Origin of the sequence: Bradyrhizobium sp. Leo170 (assembly GCF_004296405.1) — a bacterium.
In the GTDB taxonomy this organism is placed as follows: domain Bacteria; phylum Pseudomonadota; class Alphaproteobacteria; order Rhizobiales; family Xanthobacteraceae; genus Bradyrhizobium.
Map to the genome: position 1 here is coordinate 21,622 of NZ_PSRR01000041.1, position 17,623 is coordinate 39,244.

At 64.0% G+C, this 17,623-nt stretch carries 14 protein-coding genes and 2 riboswitches; of the genes, 8 read left to right on the top strand and 6 right to left on the bottom strand.

Annotated features, from left to right (window positions below; all coding sequences use genetic code 11):
- Window positions 1–26: 26 nt before the first annotated feature.
- Together cobS and cobT are read right to left on the bottom strand one after the other, a co-directional pair.
- A complete protein-coding gene (gene cobS / locus CWO89_RS10300) occupies window positions 27–809 on the bottom strand; it encodes an adenosylcobinamide-GDP ribazoletransferase (protein WP_130578510.1) in 783 nt (260 codons plus the stop codon).
- A complete protein-coding gene (gene cobT, locus CWO89_RS10305; protein ID WP_207234445.1) occupies window positions 810–1,865 on the bottom strand; it encodes a nicotinate-nucleotide--dimethylbenzimidazole phosphoribosyltransferase in 1,056 nt (351 codons plus the stop codon).
- Between the two features lie 76 nt (window positions 1,866–1,941).
- Window positions 1,942–2,122, top strand: a riboswitch (cobalamin riboswitch).
- Between the two features lie 111 nt (window positions 2,123–2,233).
- Between cobT and CWO89_RS10310 the strand changes: the two genes are divergently transcribed.
- Genes CWO89_RS10310 through CWO89_RS10335 form a run of 6 tightly spaced genes read left to right on the top strand, consistent with a single transcriptional unit; the run spans window position 2,234 to window position 10,073 of the window.
- Window positions 2,234–2,683: a DUF1636 domain-containing protein gene (locus tag CWO89_RS10310; protein ID WP_130578511.1), complete on the top strand. Its 450-nt coding sequence runs from the start codon at window positions 2,234–2,236 to the stop codon at window positions 2,681–2,683.
- Window positions 2,680–3,204 (top strand): bifunctional adenosylcobinamide kinase/adenosylcobinamide-phosphate guanylyltransferase, encoded by a 525-nt coding sequence (cobU, locus tag CWO89_RS10315; RefSeq protein ID WP_130578512.1) that lies wholly within the window; start codon window positions 2,680–2,682, stop codon window positions 3,202–3,204. The genes CWO89_RS10310 and cobU overlap by 4 nt, the downstream gene beginning before the upstream one ends.
- A 13-nt stretch (window positions 3,205–3,217) precedes the next feature.
- On the top strand, window positions 3,218–4,231 hold the full coding sequence (gene cobW / locus CWO89_RS10320; protein ID WP_130578513.1) for a cobalamin biosynthesis protein CobW: 1,014 nt from the start codon (window positions 3,218–3,220) through the stop codon (window positions 4,229–4,231).
- 18 nt (window positions 4,232–4,249) lie between these two features.
- Window positions 4,250–7,960: a cobaltochelatase subunit CobN gene (cobN, locus tag CWO89_RS10325; protein WP_130578514.1), complete on the top strand. Its 3,711-nt coding sequence runs from the start codon at window positions 4,250–4,252 to the stop codon at window positions 7,958–7,960.
- Window positions 7,957–8,586, top strand: coding sequence for a cob(I)yrinic acid a,c-diamide adenosyltransferase (gene cobO / locus CWO89_RS10330; RefSeq protein ID WP_165421081.1), 630 nt, complete (start codon window positions 7,957–7,959; stop codon window positions 8,584–8,586). The genes cobN and cobO overlap by 4 nt, the downstream gene beginning before the upstream one ends.
- Complete coding sequence (locus CWO89_RS10335; RefSeq protein WP_130578515.1) at window positions 8,586–10,073, top strand: cobyric acid synthase; 1,488 nt, start codon at window positions 8,586–8,588, stop codon at window positions 10,071–10,073. Before cobO ends, CWO89_RS10335 begins: the two co-directional genes overlap by 1 nt.
- Here CWO89_RS10335 and cbiB read toward each other — a convergent pair.
- Together cbiB and CWO89_RS10345 are read right to left on the bottom strand one after the other, a co-directional pair.
- Window positions 10,046–11,017 carry an adenosylcobinamide-phosphate synthase CbiB gene (gene cbiB, locus CWO89_RS10340; RefSeq protein WP_130578516.1) on the bottom strand — a complete coding sequence of 324 codons (972 nt, stop codon included), beginning with the start codon at window positions 11,015–11,017 and terminating at the stop codon, window positions 10,046–10,048. The genes CWO89_RS10335 and cbiB overlap by 28 nt on opposite strands.
- A 1-nt stretch (window position 11,018) precedes the next feature.
- A complete protein-coding gene (locus CWO89_RS10345; protein WP_130578517.1) occupies window positions 11,019–11,900 on the bottom strand; it encodes an ABC transporter substrate-binding protein in 882 nt (293 codons plus the stop codon).
- A 9-nt stretch (window positions 11,901–11,909) separates the two neighbouring features.
- On the opposite strand from CWO89_RS10345, the gene cobD reads away from it, so the two are divergent.
- A complete protein-coding gene (gene cobD / locus CWO89_RS10350) occupies window positions 11,910–12,899 on the top strand; it encodes a threonine-phosphate decarboxylase CobD (protein WP_130578518.1) in 990 nt (329 codons plus the stop codon).
- A gap of 31 nt (window positions 12,900–12,930) precedes the next feature.
- Here cobD and CWO89_RS10355 read toward each other — a convergent pair whose 3' ends face one another.
- Window positions 12,931–14,997, bottom strand: a complete 2,067-nt coding sequence (locus CWO89_RS10355) for a TonB-dependent receptor plug domain-containing protein (RefSeq protein ID WP_130578519.1) — start codon at window positions 14,995–14,997, stop codon at window positions 12,931–12,933.
- A gap of 31 nt (window positions 14,998–15,028) precedes the next feature.
- Window positions 15,029–15,231: riboswitch (cobalamin riboswitch) on the bottom strand.
- A gap of 359 nt (window positions 15,232–15,590) precedes the next feature.
- Here CWO89_RS10355 and CWO89_RS10360 point away from each other — a divergent pair.
- Window positions 15,591–15,989 (top strand): hypothetical protein, encoded by a 399-nt coding sequence (locus tag CWO89_RS10360; RefSeq protein WP_349644871.1) that lies wholly within the window; start codon window positions 15,591–15,593, stop codon window positions 15,987–15,989.
- 58 nt (window positions 15,990–16,047) lie between these two features.
- Here the strand turns inward: CWO89_RS10360 and CWO89_RS10365 are convergent, their stop codons facing one another.
- Window positions 16,048–17,493, bottom strand: a complete 1,446-nt coding sequence (locus CWO89_RS10365) for a GntP family permease (RefSeq protein WP_130578521.1) — start codon at window positions 17,491–17,493, stop codon at window positions 16,048–16,050.
- Between the last annotated feature and the right edge of the window lie 130 nt (window positions 17,494–17,623).

Here is a 17,623-nt window from a genome sequence, read left to right on the forward strand (position 1 = left end):
ATGACTCACTCGAACATGGGCGCAGATCACATGGCCGACCGGATGACGGCGGCAACGCCGAGCAGAAAGCCGACCTCGAACACCTGCTCGATGGCCCCGAGCACGTCGCCGGTATAGCCGCCGATCAGCCGTCGCGACCACAGCGTGACCGCAACTGCCAGTGCGATACCGTAAGCGATGCCGACAATAAGCGCGGTTGGGGCATGCGTACCGGAGGCCGCAGCAAGTGGCGTCAGTGCGAGCAGCGCCACAATCGTTGCGAAGCCGATTTCGCCTGCCCGGAGCGGAGAGGGCGTATAGGCCACCTTCATCGCGGACGTGTTGCCTGCATATTTCATCCAGCCAACGATCGGCAGCACCACGGCGCGGCCGGCGGCTCCGCTCGCAATCAGCGCCGCCGCGCCAATCCAGGCCGGCATCTCGGCGAGCGCCGCGACGCGCAATGCAATTGCGAAAATCAGCGCAAGCGTGCCATAGGTTCCAATCCGGCTGTCCTTCATGATGGTGAGACGCTGTTCGACCGTCCAGCCGCCGCCAAAGCTGTCTGCGGTATCGGCCAGGCCATCCTCGTGCAATCCGCAGGTGAGAAGGACACTTGCCAACACCGCCAGGAGCGCCGCGATGACTGGCCCCAACACGAGGGCTGTGAGCACAAGGGTCGCCGCCGAAACGAGACCCACGATCGCACCAACCAGCGGGAAGAATTGCGACGAGCGGACCAGCCACTCGGAATCAGGCGCATCGTTCGAAGCGCCGACAGGGATGATCGTAAGGAATCGGACCGCGTCGCGAAAACGATCCAGGCGCATCTAGATCCTTCCCTCCAGCACGTCGCTGAGGTCGGCGACATCGGTCAGCAGGCGGGACGCGGCCCGTACCAGCGGGACGGCCAGCAACGCGCCGGTACCCTCGCCAAGTCTCATGTCGAGAGCGAGTAGCGGCCGTGCCTGAAGCGCCGCGAGCACGATGTCGTGACCCTTTTCGGCCGACCGATGCGCGAACACGCAATAGTCGCGCGTCGCCGGCGCCAGCCTGACGGCAACAAGGGCGGCAGCGGACGAAATGAAGCCGTCGATGACGACAGGACGACGATGCGCCGCTGCGCCAAGCGCTGCGCCCGCCATCATGGCGATCTCGAGGCCGCCGAATTCCCTGAGCACCTCGAACGGCGCCGTGGCATCGCTACGATTGGCCGCCTTGTGGATGGCAGCGCGCTTGCGCGCCATGCCCGGCTCGTCCTGGCCGGCGCCGACGCCGATGCAGTCATCCAGCGGAGCGGGCGCCAGCCGATGCACCAGAAGCGCCGAAGACGCCGTGTTACCTATTCCCATCTCGCCGAGCGCGATGATGTCGGCGCCATCATCGATTTCACCGAAAGCTATGGCAAAGCCGGCCGCGAGCGCCTTGCGCGCTTCCTGGGCCGACATCGCCGCCTCGCGCGCAGAATTCGCGGTGCCGGCCCGAATCTTGATGGCGAGGAGGTCGCGATGGGAAGGCAGTTCGCTGGCGACGCCGGCGTCCACGACGCGGATCCTGACATCCGAGGCGGCCGCAAAGGCGTTGGCGCTGGCGCGACCTGCGAGATAGGTCCTTACCATCGCGGCCGTCACGGCGGACGGATATTGCGAAACGCCTTCTTCCGTCAGCCCGTGATCACCAGCGAACACGAGCAGGACGGCGTTCTGCAGCGCTGCGGCCGACGGATGGGTGATCGTGCCGAGCTGCACAGCCAAATCTTCGATTCGTCCGAGCGATCCCGGCGGCTTGGCTTTGCCGTCGATTCGCGCGCGCATCGTTGCGGCAAGCGTCTGATCGATTGGAGCGATCGCGGGGATTTGCCAGTCAGATGGGATTTGGAAGGTCATGGGCTCCTCGTGCGCGCGCCTTAAGTGGCCGAAGGAAACGGGCAGGTCAACTGCGGTTGACCGCCGTCGCGGGGACAGCTAGCGTGGCGGCGATGGTCCTTCCTTCGGGAAGGTGAAAAAGGGAAGCCGGTGCAATGCCGACGCTGCCCCCGCAACTGTAAGCGGCGAGCCAAAGCCGAAGCCACTGGGATGACCGGGAAGGCGGCGAGAGGCGACGACCCGCGAGCCAGGAGACCTGCCATCGCGTATTGTGCTTTGGAGGTTCGTCGGGCGGGGTGCACCGGACGGAATGAGTTCGATGGTCGTTCCACCGTCGAACGCGATCCAACAAAGCTCGCGGCCGTCATGGCCCTGACTTGAGCATTGTGATGGATCGCAACGACGTCGATCAGCAAGACCCTGATACTCGCCCGGACGAAGCTTTGCCTGCGACCGCGCCTGGCGGTTCTGTCATCGTGAGCGTATGCGTCACCTGCAAGACGTCAGAGGGCGTCCTGGCTGGCCCTGCCATGTTCGACGCGATCCGGATCGCTACAAGCGAACGTGATGCTGCCGTTCAAGTCCGGCGCGTGCAGTGCTTGAGCGTGTGCAAGCGGCCGACCACGGTCGCGGTTTCGAGCTCGGATGGTTACACGTTCCTGTTCGGCGACCTCCAGCCCGAGGGTGCTAGTGCCGTCGTGTCTTTCGTCGATTCCTATCGCAAGTCGACCTACGGCCTGGTGCCGTGGCGCGAGCGCGCCGAAATCCTGCGCAAGGGAATGGTGGCGCGGCTGCCGCCCGCCCGCTGGTCGCCCGAGGATGGCAGCGCTCCGAAATGACTGATCTCTCGACCACGCTGGTGCTGGGGGGCGCACGTTCGGGCAAATCGGCTTTTGCCGAGCGGATGATTGCCGAAAGCGGCCTTGCACGCGTGTATCTGGCAACGGCGACCGCAGGCGACGGAGAGATGCAGGACAGGATCGCGCATCATCGCGGCCGGCGTGGGGCGGATTGGACAACCGTGGAGGAGCCGCTGGCGCTCATTGATGCCTTGACACAGGTATCGCGGCCCGGCTGCGCGGTGTTGGTCGATTGCCTGACACTCTGGCTCTCCAACCTGATGCTCGCAGGGCGTGACCCCGATGTCGAGACGAAAGGGCTCGCGCGGTTTCTTAGCGTAGCAGCAAACCCTGTTGTCCTGGTGTCGAACGAGGTCGGTCTCGGCATCGTGCCTGAAACCAGGCTCGGCCGCGAATTCCGCGATGCGCAGGGTCGTCTCAATCAAGTAATCGCCTCGGTCGTTCCCAACGTCGTGTTCGTCGCGGCCGGCCTTCCGCTGTGGCTCAAACGTTCCTCTTAAGGAGTCCTGAAATATGTCTCGTGTTCCAGTTACCGTGCTTACTGGCTTCCTCGGGGCCGGAAAGACGACGCTGTTGCGCTCGCTTCTAACGCAAGCCGACGGTCGCCGCATCGCCGTCATCGTCAACGAGTTTGGAGATGCGGGTTTCGACGGCGGTCTTGTCGAGGAATGCGCGGCCAAGGCCTGTGCGCCCGGCGATATCGTCGAGCTGACCAACGGCTGCATCTGCTGCACCGTCGCCGACGATTTCATTCCGACGATGGACACGCTCCTGACACGCGACGAACCGCTGGATGCGATCGTGATCGAGACCTCCGGACTCGCGCTGCCGCAGCCACTACTGAAAGCGTTCGCATGGCCTGCGGTCCGCACGCGCGCGACCGTCGACGGCGTCGTGACGGTCGTCGATGCGCTGGCGCTGTCCGAGGGGCGCGTCGTGCTCGACGAACAGGCCGTCGGGGCTCAGCGTGCCGCGGACGAAGAGATTGATCACGACGACCCGATCGAAGAAGTGTTCGAGGATCAACTCGCCTGTGCCGACCTCGTGGTCCTTTCCAAGAGCGATCTGGTGTCGCAGGAGGTGCTTGGTGGCATCGAACAGCGGCTCATCGCACAATTGAGGCAAGGTGTTCGCGTCGTCCGCTCCCATGGTGCGCTTGCTCCCGATGTCCTGATCGGAATGAAAGCCGATGCCGAGAATGACCTCGCCGCGCGGGCGGGTCACCACGGCGAAGAAGAAGAGCACGATCACGACGATTTCGACAGCATCGTCGTGACGCCTGCGGCGGCCGAGAGCGTCGAGGCGATGCGCGCGCGGGTCAGCGACGTCCTCGGTCTCTCGGGGGTGCTGCGCGTCAAGGGCCATGCACGGATCTCCCAGAAGCCTGCGCCGATCGTGGTGCAGGCGGTCGGCAGCCGTGTCGAGCTGGCGTTCGCGCGGCCTGACGCCAAGCAGGCCGAGCATCTGGTCGTGATCGGCCTGAAGGGCTTCGACGCCGATGCGGCGCGCCGCGCGCTTGCGGGATAGCCTTTCGAAAGGCGATCAATGCATCTGAAACTCGACAGCGGCGGCAGCATCGACGACGGCGATGTCGCTCGCGACCTCGGGCAGGAAACCGCCGAGATCGTCATCCTGTCTGCGGCCGACAGTGATCTGGCGGCCTTCGGTGCTGCGCATGCTGCGTTGCCTGCGGACTTCCCAAGTGTCCGCCTGACCAATCTGCTGGCTCTTGGTCATCCCGCCTCGGTCGATCTCTATGTCGAACGCACGCTGAGCGAAGCGAAGATCGTCGTACTCAGGATGCTCGGCGGCGAAAGTTATTGGCCGCACGGTGTCGAAAGTCTTCGGCGCGACGCGATTCAGCGCGGAGCGTTGTTCGCCTGCATTCCCGGCGAAACCGACTGGAACGCCGCATTAGCCGCGCGCGGCACGCTCGGCGCCGACGAGACCTACGAACTGTGGCGCTATTGTACTGAAGGCGGCATCGACAACGCGCAGTTGGCGCTTCGCTTCGCCGCGCATCTGATCGGCCACGGCAACAGGCCGCCGTCGGCGCGGCCAATGCCGGCCGCCGGCTTCTGGAACGGCGAACCTGCCACCGACGAACGCCCCAACGCTGTCGTGATCTTCTACCGCGCCCTCGTCGCAGGCGGCGATACCGCCGCGGTCGATGCGCTGTGCTCCGCGCTCAGGGCGCGTGGGCTCAATGTAGTCGGGCTCTATGTCACGAGCCTCAAGGACGAACGCTCGATCGCATTCCTGCGCCCGGCGCTCGCCGCACATCCGCCCGACATCATCGTGAACACGACGGCCTTTGCGACGGCGACCGCGCGCGAAAACGCCGGGATATTGTCGGAGACCGACTGTCCCGTGCTGCAGGTCGCCCAGGCCGGCATTTCCCGCAAAAGCTGGGAAAGCTCGACCCGCGGCCTCAACCCGCGTGACCTTGCCATGCATGTGGTCTTACCCGAGGTTGACGGGCGCATCTTCGCCAATGCCATTGCGTTCAAGGAATCCGAACAGAGCCTTGGCTCCTTCACGCCGACAGCTTTCCGCCCAGTCGAGGATCGCGTTAAGGCTACAGCCGATCTCGCTGCGGCGTGGGTGCGGCTGCGCCGTACGCCTGCGAGCCAGCGACGGGTCGCCATCGTCCTCGCCAACTATCCTAATCGCGACGGCCGTCTCGCCAACGGCGTCGGTCTGGATACGCCGCAAAGCCTGATCGGAATCCTCGCCGCGATTGGGAACGAGGGATACGAGATTTCCGGCGCACCTGATGATGTGGCCGGCATGATGCGGCTGTTGCAGGAGGCGCCGACCAATGCGCTCGAGGGCCGCGCCTTGCGGCGCGGTGGCGCGTCGTGGCCGCTTGCGGAATACGAAGCGGCATTTAGTACGCTCCCTCCCAATGTTCAGCGTGCGGTCACGGAGCGTTGGAGTGATCCCGTCCATGATCCGCACGTCACCAATGGCGTGTTTCGTCTCGGCCTGCATCGGTTCGGCAACGTCGTTGTCGGCGTGCAGCCGGCGCGGGGCTACAACATCGATCCCAAGAGCACCTATCACGATCCGGACCTCGTTCCTCCCCATCACTATCTGGCGTTCTATCTTTGGCTGCGCCGCGTCTTCGACGTCCACGCGATCGTTCATCTCGGCAAGCATGGCAATCTGGAATGGCTGCCCGGCAAGAGCACCGGGCTTTCCGCCGATTGCCTGCCGGATGCGGTGCTCGGCCCGTTGCCGCATCTCTATCCATTCATCGTGAACGATCCCGGCGAAGGCATCCAGGCCAAGCGCCGCACCTCCGCGGTCATCGTCGATCATCTGACGCCGCCGATGACCCGTGCCGGATTGCACGACGATCTGGCGCGGCTGGAATCGATGGTGGATGAATATTCGGTTGCAACCGACCTCGATCCGAAGCGCGCGGCTGTCATCGCCGAGGACATCCTTTCGATGGCGCGGGCGCAGTGGCTCGATGCCGATGTCAACCTGACGCGGGACGTGCCGGTCGGCGAGGCGCTGCGCGCGCTGGACGCGCATCTTTGCGACATCAAGGAAATGCAGATCCGGGACGGTCTCCACGTGTTCGGGCGCGCTCCGGATGCGGGGCAGTGCGCCGATCTCCTCGTTTCGATTGCGCGTGTGCCGCGGTCGGACCGCAAGCCGGAAGACGCCTCGCTGCAGCGGTCACTGGTGCTTGACCTTGGTCTTGCCGATTTCGACCCGCTGACCCGCGATCTCGCTGGCACATTCACTGGGCCACGGCCGGCGATTCTGGTCGAACTCTGCTCACGCTTGTGGCGGACGACGGGAGACGCGGTCGAGCGGATCGAAGAATTGGCGTTGCGGCTGGTGTCGGGTGAGATGAAGCCGGATCCGTCATGGGTGCGCACCGCGGCTGTTCTGGAATGGATCGAGACGAGATTGCGGCCGGCCATTGACGCGAGCCCGCCGCAGGAGATGGCGGCATTGCTGGGCGGTCTTGATGGCCGCTTCGTGCCTCCCGGTCCGTCGGGGGCGCCGACGCGTGGCAGGCCCGACGTGCTGCCGACTGGTCGCAACTTCTTCGCTGTCGATGTGCGCGCGGTGCCGACTCCCTCGGCATGGCGGATCGGGCAATTGGCGGCCGAACGGCTCGTCGAATCCTTCTGGCAGGAAACCGGCGAATGGCCGCGCACGATCGCCTTGTCGGCCTGGGGGACCGCCAACATGCGCACCGGCGGCGATGACGTTGCGCAGGCGCTCGCCTTGATCGGTGTCCGGCCGACCTGGGAGGAGACCTCTGGACGGGTGACCGGCTTTGCGATCACGCCCCTGTCTGAACTGAGACGTCCGCGCATCGATGTCACGTTCCGTGTCTCGGGCCTGTTTCGGGATGCGTTTCCGACCCAGATGGACATCATCGCGAGCGCGGTGGCGGCTGTCGCGGCGCTCGACGAACCTGATGACGCCAATCCGATCGCCGCGAATGTCCGCCGCCGGCGGCAGACGCTGGAAGCAAGCGGCATCAGCCGCGAGCTCGCCGAGCGCCGCGCTGCTCATCGGGTGTTCGGCTCAAAGCCCGGCGCCTACGGCGCGGGGCTGCAAGCCTTGATCGACGAGGGCGGCTGGGACGATCGCGCTGATCTGGCCGACGTCTATCTGGATTGGGGCGGTTATTCCTATGGCGCCGGGGCGGAGGGCAGCGCTGCCCGCGACGATCTTGTCGAGCGGCTGGCCGACGTCGACCTGATCGCACAGGCCCAGGACAACCGCGAACACGATATCCTGGACTCCGACGACTACTATCAGTTCATGGGCGGATTGGCAGCCGCCGCGTCGACATTGCGCGGGCAGGCGCCGCGCATTGCGCATATCGATACGTCGCGGCCCGAGATGCCGGCGGTGCGATCGCTGGCGCACGAGATATCCCGCGTGGTGCGGGGCCGCGCCGCCAACCCGAAATGGATCGCCGGCGTGATGCGGCACGGCTACAAGGGCGCATTCGAGATGGCTGCGACCGTCGACTATCTGTTCGGTTTCGCGGCCTCGACCGATGCGGTCTCGAATCATCATTTCGATCAGTTGTTCGCGGCCTATCTCGAAGACGACCGGGTGCGAGATTTCATCGAGCAGTCCAACCCGGCGGCGCTCCGCGAGATGGCTGCCCGGTTCGCGGAAGCAATCAGGCGCGGATTTTGGACACCACGCTCCAATCGCGCCGCGGATGTGATCGCCGAAAGTCTGCACGAAGCAAAGAGAGAAATCGCATGATGAACCCATCTCACGAAGCCGATGACGAGAATGCCCGCCATCGCGAGAAGGCCCGGAAGCACAAGGCCGCGCGCGACAAGATCATGGCGACCAAGACAGGCGAAAAAGGACTCTTGATCGTCCATACCGGCACCGGCAAGGGCAAGACATCAGCCGCGCTTGGTATGGTGTTTCGGCATATCGGTCACGGTTATCCCGTCGCCGTCGTTCAATTCACGAAATCTCCGAAGTGGGACACGGGAGAAGCACGGCTGCTGGCCAAATTTCCAGAGCTCGTGACCTTGCATGTGATGGGGGAGGGCTTCACCTGGGAAACGCAGGATCGTGAGCGCGACATTGCAGCCGCGCGGAAGGGCTGGGAACGCGCCAAGGAGCTGATCCGCGACGATCGCCATCGCATGGTCCTGCTGGATGAGCTCAACATTGTCCTCCGTTACGACTACCTTCCGATCGACGAAGTGCTTGCCTTTCTCCGTGACGAGAAGCCGGCCGACAAGCACGTCGTCATCACCGGCCGCAACGCGCATGCGTCGCTGATCGAGATGGCCGATTTGGTCACCGAGATGACGCTGGTCAAGCATCCGTTCCGCGCCGGCGTGAAGGGTCAGAAGGGGATAGAATTCTGATGGCAAGGCCGACGCCGGCGCTGATGATCCAGGCCACTGGCTCCAACGCCGGGAAGTCGACTGTTGTCGCGGGCCTGGCGCGCGCGCTAGTGAGGCGCGGCCTCAAAGTCGCGCCGTTCAAGCCGCAGAACATGTCGAACAATGCGGCGGTGGCAGTCGATGGCGGCGAGATCGGCCGCGCGCAGGCGGTGCAGGCGCGCGCCGCGCGGATGGCGCCAAGCGTCCATATGAACCCCGTGCTGCTGAAGCCCGAGACCGACACCGGTGCGCAGGTGATCGTGCAGGGCCAGCGACGCAGTACGCTTCGCGCGGCCGATTATCTCGGAAAGAAAGCGGCGCTGCTGCCCGCGGTGCTCGACAGTTTCGCGCGTCTCGCGCAAGCGGCGGATATCGTTCTGGTCGAAGGTGCGGGCAGTCCGGCCGAGATCAATCTGCGCGCCGGCGATATTGCCAATATGGGCTTCGCCACGGCAGCCGATGTACCTGTCGTGTTGCTCGGCGATATCGATCGCGGCGGTGTCATCGCCAGCGTTGTAGGGACGCATCTCGTGCTGGAGGCCGAGGAGCGCGCGCGCATTCGCGGCTTCCTGATCAACAAGTTCCGCGGCGACCCCAGGCTGTTCGACCAGGGACTTGAAGCGGTCACGCGTCTAACCAGTTGGCCGTCGCTCGGCGTGGTGCCGTGGCTACCTCAGGCAGCCTGGCTACCTGCCGAGGACGCCGTTGATCTCGATCGCGTGCAGACGTCTTTCGCGCGGAAGGTCATCGCCGTTCCTGTGCTTGCGCGTATCGCCAATTTCGACGATCTGGATCCGCTGGGCATGGAGCCCGGCGTGAGGCTGGTGTTCGTGAGGCCGGGCGAACCGATCCCGGTCGACGCCGATGTCGTCATCCTGCCCGGCAGCAAATCGACGATCGGGGATCTCACCTTCTTGCGTGCGCAGGGTTGGGATATCGATATCAAGGCGCATGCGAGGCGCGGCGGCCAGGTGCTCGGATTGTGCGGCGGCTACCAGATGCTCGGCCGGACGATCGCTGATCCCGATGGCATTGATGGTCCGGCCGGCACGGTCGAGGGGCTGGGGCTGCTCGATATCGCCACGACGATGGATGCCGAAAAATCGACGACGCTCGTGCGGGGTATTCATTGCGCCACAGGCAGCCCGATCGAGGGCTATGAGATTCATCTCGGCCGCACCAGCGGTGAGGATTGCGTGCGCCCGGTGGTCACGATCGACGGTCGCTCCGACGGCGCCAGCTCGGCCGATGGTCGCGTGCAGGGGACGTATCTGCACGGGCTGTTTGTCAATGACAGCCTCCGGAAGGCGTGGCTTGCCAATCTCGGCGTCGCTTCGTCTGTCGCTTATGAGGCGCGGATCGAGTCGGCACTCGATGCGCTCGCCGACCATCTGGAAGCGCATCTCGACATCGATCGCATGCTCGAGATCGCACGGAGCCGTCAGACCACGAACGCCAGTGCCGCATAGATCGCTGCTTCCAGCGAGCAGGCGGCAATCAGCAGCTTGAGTGCGCGACGGATGTCGGCAGAACCGGCGTCCATCCGGGCACCGGCATTGAGGAAGGGGTCATCGACGAGGCGGTCGCCATAACGGCGTGGCCCGGCCAGGGCGAGACCGAGCGCACCTGCCATGGCGCTTTCCGGCCAGCCCGCATTCGGCGACCTGTGCTTTGAAGCGTCGCGCCACACGATCTTGAAGGCCTGCGCCGTGGAGCCGCCTGCGATCGGCGCGACGAGCGCGATCAGGATGGCGGCCAGCCTTGCAGGCGCGAGGTTGAGCAGATCGTCGAGCCGCGCCGCTGCCCAGCCGAAGGATTCGTAGCGGGGACTGCGATGGCCGATCATCGAATCGGCGGTGTTGACGGCCTTGTAGACGAACAATCCCGGCAGCCCGAGCAGCGCCAGCCAGAACAGCGGCGCGACCACGCCGTCGGAAAAATTCTCCGCGCAGGATTCGATCGCCGCACGCGCGACGCCGCTGGTGTCGAGCTGTTCCGGATCGCGGCCGACGATCATGGATACGGCGCGTCTTGCCCCGGCAAGCCCGCCGTCGGTGAAGGCCGAGACGACCCGGCCGACGTGCTGATAGAGGCTCCGCTGCGCGATCAGGATAGAGGCCACAAGCCCCTGGGCTGCTTGCCCGAGCAGCGTCCATCCCAGCGCGGCTTCCAGCAGCAGGCCTAGGCCTGCGCAGATCGCGACCAGCACGCCGGTGGTTAGGCATCCCGCGGCCTTGCGCTGTGCGGCCGACCATTGCTCGCGGTTCAGCGCGCGATCGAGCATGTTGATGGCCGAGCCCATCAGCGCCACCGGATGCGGAAAGCGGCGCCACAGCAAATCCGGATCGCCGATGAGCCCATCGAATGCGATCGCCAGCACCACGATCAAGATCGTCTCGCTTCCCGCCAGCATGTCATCGCGCCACGCGGCTTAGTTCGGAGACGAGGCGTTCCAGCGCCTCCGAAAGCATCGGCCCACCGCAGACCGTCAGTTTCTCGGGGATGACCAGGCGTTTCGACGGCGGATAGAAACGTTCAAGCGCCGGATGCAACAGGAAGGCTTCACCTTCGTCCTCCGCGAAGTCGCCGCTGTCAGATACAAGGAGCAAATCGGGTCTCAGCTTGACGATCGCCTCCAGCGACGCAAAACCTCCAAGCTTGTAGCCGAAATCGCTTGCCGCGTTCTTGAGGCCGATCGTGGCCAGCATGGAACTGATCAAGCTGCCACCACCCGAAACCCAGCCGCGCCGCGACAAGGCCAGCACGCGATAGGGGCGCTGCGATACCGCCTCCTTAGCGTGCTGGATTGCCGTGTCGAGCCGCTGTATTTCCGATGCGGCGCGATCCGGCTGGTGGAGGAGTTCACCCATTTGCCGAATCTGGCTCTTCACGTCCTGCAGCGAACGCGCCGCGTCGAATTCGACCACGCGCACGCCCTTGTCCTTCAGCAATTCCCGTGTTGCACGCTTGGTGAACTTGCCGGCAACCACCGCGTCCGGTCGCAATATCAGGACATCTTCGGCTTCGCCTGATAGTCGAGGGTAGGCTGCGGCCTTTTCCGCGTTCCAGGAGCGGGCGCGGTCGCGTGAATAGGGACTGAGGCCGAGAATCTGGCTTGGATCGGCCAGCGCCAGAAGCAGTTGGTCCGTGCAGACATTGATGGAAGCGACGCGTGGTAGATCGGCTGCATGAGCGGCATGTCCTCCGAGCAATGCTGCTAGCAACGCGAACGTTGCGCCGATCGCCGGCCGCAGTAGGCCAACAAGGGTCTCGCGCAGGAGCGCGATTGATGGCATGAAGCGATCATGAAGCACGGCGGTGATCTGACGGAAGCCATTGCGCGCCATGGCGGCGAGCCTGCGGACTGGCTCGACCTGTCGACCGGGATCAATCCCTGGCCGTGGACGACTCGGCATCCCGTTCCAGGCAGTGCATGGACGCGCTTGCCATCGCGGGCCGACGAGCAGGACCTCCTCGCCGCGGCGCGCCAAGCTTACGGCGTACCCGACGATGCGGATATCGCGGCCGCCACCGGCACCCAGACGCTCATTCAATGGATCCCGTATCTCGCAGGTCCCGGAGCGGTTGCGATCGTCAGTCCGACCTATGGCGAGCATTCGGCGGCGTGGAGCAGCGGAGGCAGGGAGATTCTCGCAGTGAATGATCTCTCCGCGCTGCCTGAACGCGCCATTCACGCGGTCGTCGTCAACCCCAACAATCCGGATGGACGTATCGCCGATGGCGGGGCGTTTCGGCACGTTGCCGAGCGGCTCGACCGCCGCGGAGGCTGGCTGGTTATCGACGAGGCCTTTGCCGATGTCGATCCCGCCATCAGTGCGGCCAGAATGAGCGCCGACCTTCCCATCCTCGTGCTGCGTTCCTTCGGCAAGTTCTATGGGCTCGCGGGGCTTCGCCTTGGCTTCGTGATCGGCCGACGCGACATCGTTGAACGTATCTCGGCGGCGCTGGGTCCATGGCCAGTCTCCGGCCCGGCGCTCCACCTGGGCACGGCCGCCTTGCGGGATCGATCCTGGGCCGACGAGACGCGCGTGAAGCTCGCTCGCCAGTCGAGCAAGCTGGATCATGTCCTTACAGAGGCCGGCCTTCAGCTTGTCGGAGGGACCACGCTCTTTCGCCTTGCCTCCCATCCCGATGCCCCGAACTTGCACACCGAACTGGCACGACGCCACATCTGGTGCCGCAGCTTCGACTGGGCACGCGAATGGCTGCGATTTGGCCTTGCGTCGGACGATGGTCTCGATCGCCTGGCTAGCGCGTTTCGCTCGATCGGATAGCGCTTCCCGCGCGCTCATCATCACATCCGTTTCACCAGTGGGCACTGAACCCGGCGTAAGCCGCAGGCCCGGTCGTGCCGTAGTTGTACACTTCCTGATAGTGCTCGTTAAAAATGTTCTCGCCGCGCAAGTACACCTTCCAGGTCTCATCGATCTTGTATTCGGTATAGAGGTCGACGCGGACGTAAGGGTCCAGTGGCTGCGTCTCGTTTGAACCGCTGTAGCGTTTCGACACCGCGAGCACGCGCGGCTCGATCAGCCAATCCTTGATCGGCGTGATCGGGAACGAGAATCTCGCCAGGTTTTCCGGCCGGCGCGCCAGCGTCAGGCCCGTCGAAAGGTCCTTGGCCTGCAGATAGGTATAGGCGGCATTGAATTTCAGGTAGCCCGGCAGGATATCGACGTTGACCCCGAGCTCCAGTCCGTCGGTTTCGGCGCGCGAGACGTTGACGTAGTGCCCGAGCGGATGCGCCGCATCGGTCACAAAGTCGATCAGGTTGCTGAACCGGTTGCCGAAGCCGGTCAGCGAAACCACGACGCGGCCTCCGAACAGGCTTTGGTCGATGCCGGCGTCGTAGCCGAAGCTTTCCTCGGGGCTGAGCGCGGAATTGCCGTAAGTCGGCGCATACAGTTGATAGAGCGTTGGCGCCTTGGCGCCTGTCCCGGCGCTCGCATGCAGCTTGGTGCCGGTCTCCGCGATCGTGTACGCCGCGGTGGCTCGCCATGTCTCGAACCGTGCGACATCGACGACGTCGTCAACCCGGCCGCCCATCGTGATGTTGAGCCGTTCGGCGATCGGCAGTTGCCAGAGCGCGAAGACTGAATTCGTGTCCTGCGTCCCGGCGAGCTGTGGCGTCGGCGCGCCGGGAATCGGCAGCAGGTTGGTGGTGGAGGTGCTCGCCGTTTCATGCTGGACGCGCGATCCGACGATGAGCGATCCGAGCGGGCCGACCTTGAGGTTGCCCTGATATTCCAGGCCTGTGCTGTCGCCGACGAAATTGGAGAGGATGGAGGTCGTGTTCTGCGGCAGCTTGTTGGTCTTGTAGGTGACGTCGTCGAACGAGCGATCGATGTGCGTTTCAAACGCGCTCACGCTATGGGTGAGGATGCCACCGAACGTGTCGAATGAGGCGCGTCCCCAGACCTGCTCGAGAAGGCGCGTCGCGCTCGACGGCGTGTCCGGGAACGTTCCGCTGGCTTGGTCGTAGGCGGACCGCGTGAACGAGGCCAGCATGCCCGTCTCCAGGCGCACGCCTTCGCCGGCGTCGTAGCCGACGCGTGCTGAGCCGCCGACGCGGTCGAAGCCGTCGCGCTCGAGGGGACCATACTTGGCTTCGAGCGCGGGGATGCGATAGCCGTAGCGTGAAAAGCCGTTGCTGTGCTGCCCGTTTCCCGTGAATGCGTAGGACCACGGCCCCGAGGTTCCGGTCAGCGATGCGCTGCTGCTCGCCGTGCCGTAGCTTCCTCCCTCGGTGCTGACGTCGAGCTGTGCCGGACCGGCGCCCTTCTTGGTGATGATGTTGACGACGCCGCCCATCGCGTCCGATCCGTAGAGTGCGCTCTGCGGGCCTTTCAGCACCTCGATCCGCTCGATCGCGCTCGGGGCGAACATCGCGAAATCGAAATCGCCACTGGCGGCGGTCGGATCGTTGACCCTGATGCCATCGATCATGACCAGCGTCTGACCGGTATTCGCGCCGCGCAAGCGCACATTGGTCGTTGCGCCTGGCCCGCCGCTTTCGGTGATATCGAGCCCGGGCACCGTCCGCAGCGCGTCGACGAGCGAGGTCGGATTGCTGGTCGCAAGCACTTCGTGCGTGACCACGCTAACCGAGCTTCCGGTACGGCTCGCCGGCTCCAGCGTACGGTCGGGGGTGACAACGACTTCGGGAGTTGCCGGAGCGGCTTCGGTACTGGGCGCCGGCCGCGCAGGACCAGTCGTTGAAGACCTTTGCCTGTTCCTCGTGGGAGGTTTGGACCGGACCTCCGGATTGATGACAACAGCAGGAAGCTGTTCGGGACCCGATTGGGCCATCGCGCCAGTGTGACTGCATGCGACAACGGCCGCACACCCGGCAAGAAAACGCCGCAAGCTCATAAATGCCCTTCCGCCGACCCACCGTCGAACGAGTTGATACTCGTCAACGGCCGGTCTCCTGGCTCGCGGTCGTCTCGCGATCCGCCTTCCCAAACCTGCCCGGCAGGTCCAGTGGCATCCGGATCGCGAAAAATATCCGCTTACAGTTGCGGGGGCAGCCGCGGCATTGGGGAAGATTCCCGCACCGCGTTCCCGTTTCACCCTACAAAGGGCACCGATGACGCGCGCAAAGAAGCACAAGGCGGAGCAAAACTCAAATCGATAACGATCAGAACCCAACAGCATTTTTCCAGATCGCTGATAGCGGCGACCTGAATGACGAACACAGAAAGTTGCTGACAGGCGAAAGGACGGCAGATGGCCAATCCTACAGCCTTATGCGAGCATGACATGTCACCCACACGCGGCGCTAGACCTGGATGATTCTGCTGACGTGAGCATCGACAGATTCAACGGAGGAACAGGAAATGTCGCTCCCATGCAAACTCGAACGCAGCCTCCTCAGCCACGACGAATACGAGACGATCCGCCTCACGCATCATCCCGCCATCTATGACGTCGAGCCGACCGATCTTGCGGACATGCGATCCCGCTTGCGCAAGATGCGCGATAAGGAGCGAACGCTCGGCCGACAAAAGCGGCGAGAGACGCGCGGAAAAGGTCAGGCTCGCGGCGCGAACTTCCCTGGAACCGCCGAGCGCCCTTCGCAACGCAAGCAGGTCTTTGCCGCAGCACTGAAGCGGGTAAACGGCGAGCTCAGGCGTCTTCACAACCTGGCAGCTCGGATCGCCAATGTCGAAGCGGCTCGAAAGGCTCTCGCGCTGCGAGCCGCGAGCTTTATTCCCTATCCCTCCGCCGGATCCACCGCCAATGAAGGCATGGTGCCGCGCTTGAGCACGCGCCGAAGAAAGATCGTCACAGGCGCGCGAATCGGACGAGTGTCGCAGGCGACGAAAGTCGCTCAGGCAATCCGCGATGCGCGAGGTGCATGAGCCTGCGCTGACCGGCCGGGGCCAGCTCGATCGGCCAAGTTAGCGGTAATCTCAGCCGTCAAAACGATCCAAAAACCGAACCCAGTATCAAGACGGCAACAAGTGCGATAATGCAACTGACGATCACGGTCATCACCATGTCGAGATAGCTTTCACGGTGAGTCAGACCACTGATTTGCAATAGCAGCAACACCGTGCCGTTGTGGGGGAGGGCGTCGAGGGTACCCGCGCTCATCGTTGTTATGCGATGCATCAATTCGGTATCGATGTTATGCTCCGTGCCAAGACGCAAGAAGTCGTCGCCAAATGCATTGAGCACAATTGCCATACCGCCAGAAGCAGTACCGGTCAGCCCCGCCAGCACATTCATAGAGACGGCTAATGAAACCAGCGGTCCTCCAGAAATCGAGAATACCGCATCGCGAACCGTCGCAAATGCCGGCAACGCGGCAACCACTGCGCCGAATCCGACAAGACTAGCGATCATCAACATCGGCAAGGCCGCGGAATTCGCCCCGGCGTCGAGACTTTCGCGCAAGGATGGCAAACGACGGAGGTTGATGAGAAGGACCGTCAAGTTTGCCGCCGCGAGAGCCACGACAACTGACCAGACGCCGGACACGGCCCCGATCGTAGTACCGCCCCACTCGGGCTCGGACAGGAACGAAAAATCGAGGCGCGGGAATACGACAAGCGACATCAAGAAATTCGTGAGGATAACGACGATGAGGGGCAGTACGGCCAGGGCGAAGGGAGGCACATTCTCGGCCTGCTTGCCGTGCGGCAACTCGGCCGGGTCGAAGTCGCCCGCCGGCGCCGCTTGCTCGCGAACCATCTCGTCAACGACAGGAGTGGTATCCGCCTCGCCTCCGTAACCTTCGCCAGCCTTGCGCGCGGCAGCCTCGGCCCGGCCGAGCCACCACATGCCGAAGGCGAAGATGATAGCGGATGCGATGATACTCAGCCCGGGGGCCGCGAATGTGGTGGTGCCGAAGTACGGCATCGGAATGGCGTTGTTGACCGAGGGGGTTCCCGGCATCACTGACATGGTGAACGTGAATGCACCGAGGCCGACCGTCGCCGGCAACAAGCGGCGCGGGATGTTCGCGGCCCGGAACATCTCGTGAGCCATGGGCGCCAGCACAAAAAATGCGACGAACACACTCACGCCGCCGTAGGTCACAATAGCCGAGGCGATCACCACCGCGAGCATCGCGCGGCTGGCTCCCAACTTGTTGGTCAAATACTGCGCGATGGAGCTGATCGAACCGCTGTCGCCCATAAGCTTTCCGAACAACCCGCCTAGCAGAAACATGGGGAACCACTGCGCGACGAACCGCGCCGCCCCGGCCATGAACGTCTGCGTCCAGTGCGCGAGCAGCGGTTCGCCCGAGAATACGGCCGCGATGAGTGCCGCCAGCGGAGAGACCAGCAGAACACTCACTCCACGGTACGCGAGCCACATGAGCAGGGCTAAACCAAGCAATATCCCAATGAGTCCCATGGCTCAGGCCTCCCTCAGCAACGACTTGAGATATGCGATTCGATGACGTTGGTGCTCGTCCGCGCGCACTGCCAAACTCCGGTCGCCCATGCAAGCTCTCCCAAAAGTGCTGATCTAGTACCCACTTTTC

Bases quoted from the DNA above. Each gene is read 5' to 3' on its own strand.
- cobS (WP_130578510.1), bottom strand. From the start codon at position 809: ATGCGCCTGGATCGTTTTCGCGACGCGGTCCGATTCCTTACGATCATC.
- cobT (WP_207234445.1), bottom strand. From the start codon at position 1,865: ATGACCTTCCAAATCCCATCTGACTGGCAAATCCCCGCGATCGCTCCA.
- CWO89_RS10310 (WP_130578511.1), top strand. From the start codon at position 2,234: ATGGATCGCAACGACGTCGATCAGCAAGACCCTGATACTCGCCCGGAC.
- cobU (WP_130578512.1), top strand. From the start codon at position 2,680: ATGACTGATCTCTCGACCACGCTGGTGCTGGGGGGCGCACGTTCGGGC.
- cobW (WP_130578513.1), top strand. From the start codon at position 3,218: ATGTCTCGTGTTCCAGTTACCGTGCTTACTGGCTTCCTCGGGGCCGGA.
- cobN (WP_130578514.1), top strand. From the start codon at position 4,250: ATGCATCTGAAACTCGACAGCGGCGGCAGCATCGACGACGGCGATGTC.
- cobO (WP_165421081.1), top strand. From the start codon at position 7,957: ATGATGAACCCATCTCACGAAGCCGATGACGAGAATGCCCGCCATCGC.
- CWO89_RS10335 (WP_130578515.1), top strand. From the start codon at position 8,586: ATGGCAAGGCCGACGCCGGCGCTGATGATCCAGGCCACTGGCTCCAAC.
- cbiB (WP_130578516.1), bottom strand. From the start codon at position 11,017: ATGCTGGCGGGAAGCGAGACGATCTTGATCGTGGTGCTGGCGATCGCA.
- CWO89_RS10345 (WP_130578517.1), bottom strand. From the start codon at position 11,900: ATGCCATCAATCGCGCTCCTGCGCGAGACCCTTGTTGGCCTACTGCGG.
- cobD (WP_130578518.1), top strand. From the start codon at position 11,910: ATGAAGCACGGCGGTGATCTGACGGAAGCCATTGCGCGCCATGGCGGC.
- CWO89_RS10355 (WP_130578519.1), bottom strand. From the start codon at position 14,997: ATGAGCTTGCGGCGTTTTCTTGCCGGGTGTGCGGCCGTTGTCGCATGC.
- CWO89_RS10365 (WP_130578521.1), bottom strand. From the start codon at position 17,493: ATGGGACTCATTGGGATATTGCTTGGTTTAGCCCTGCTCATGTGGCTC.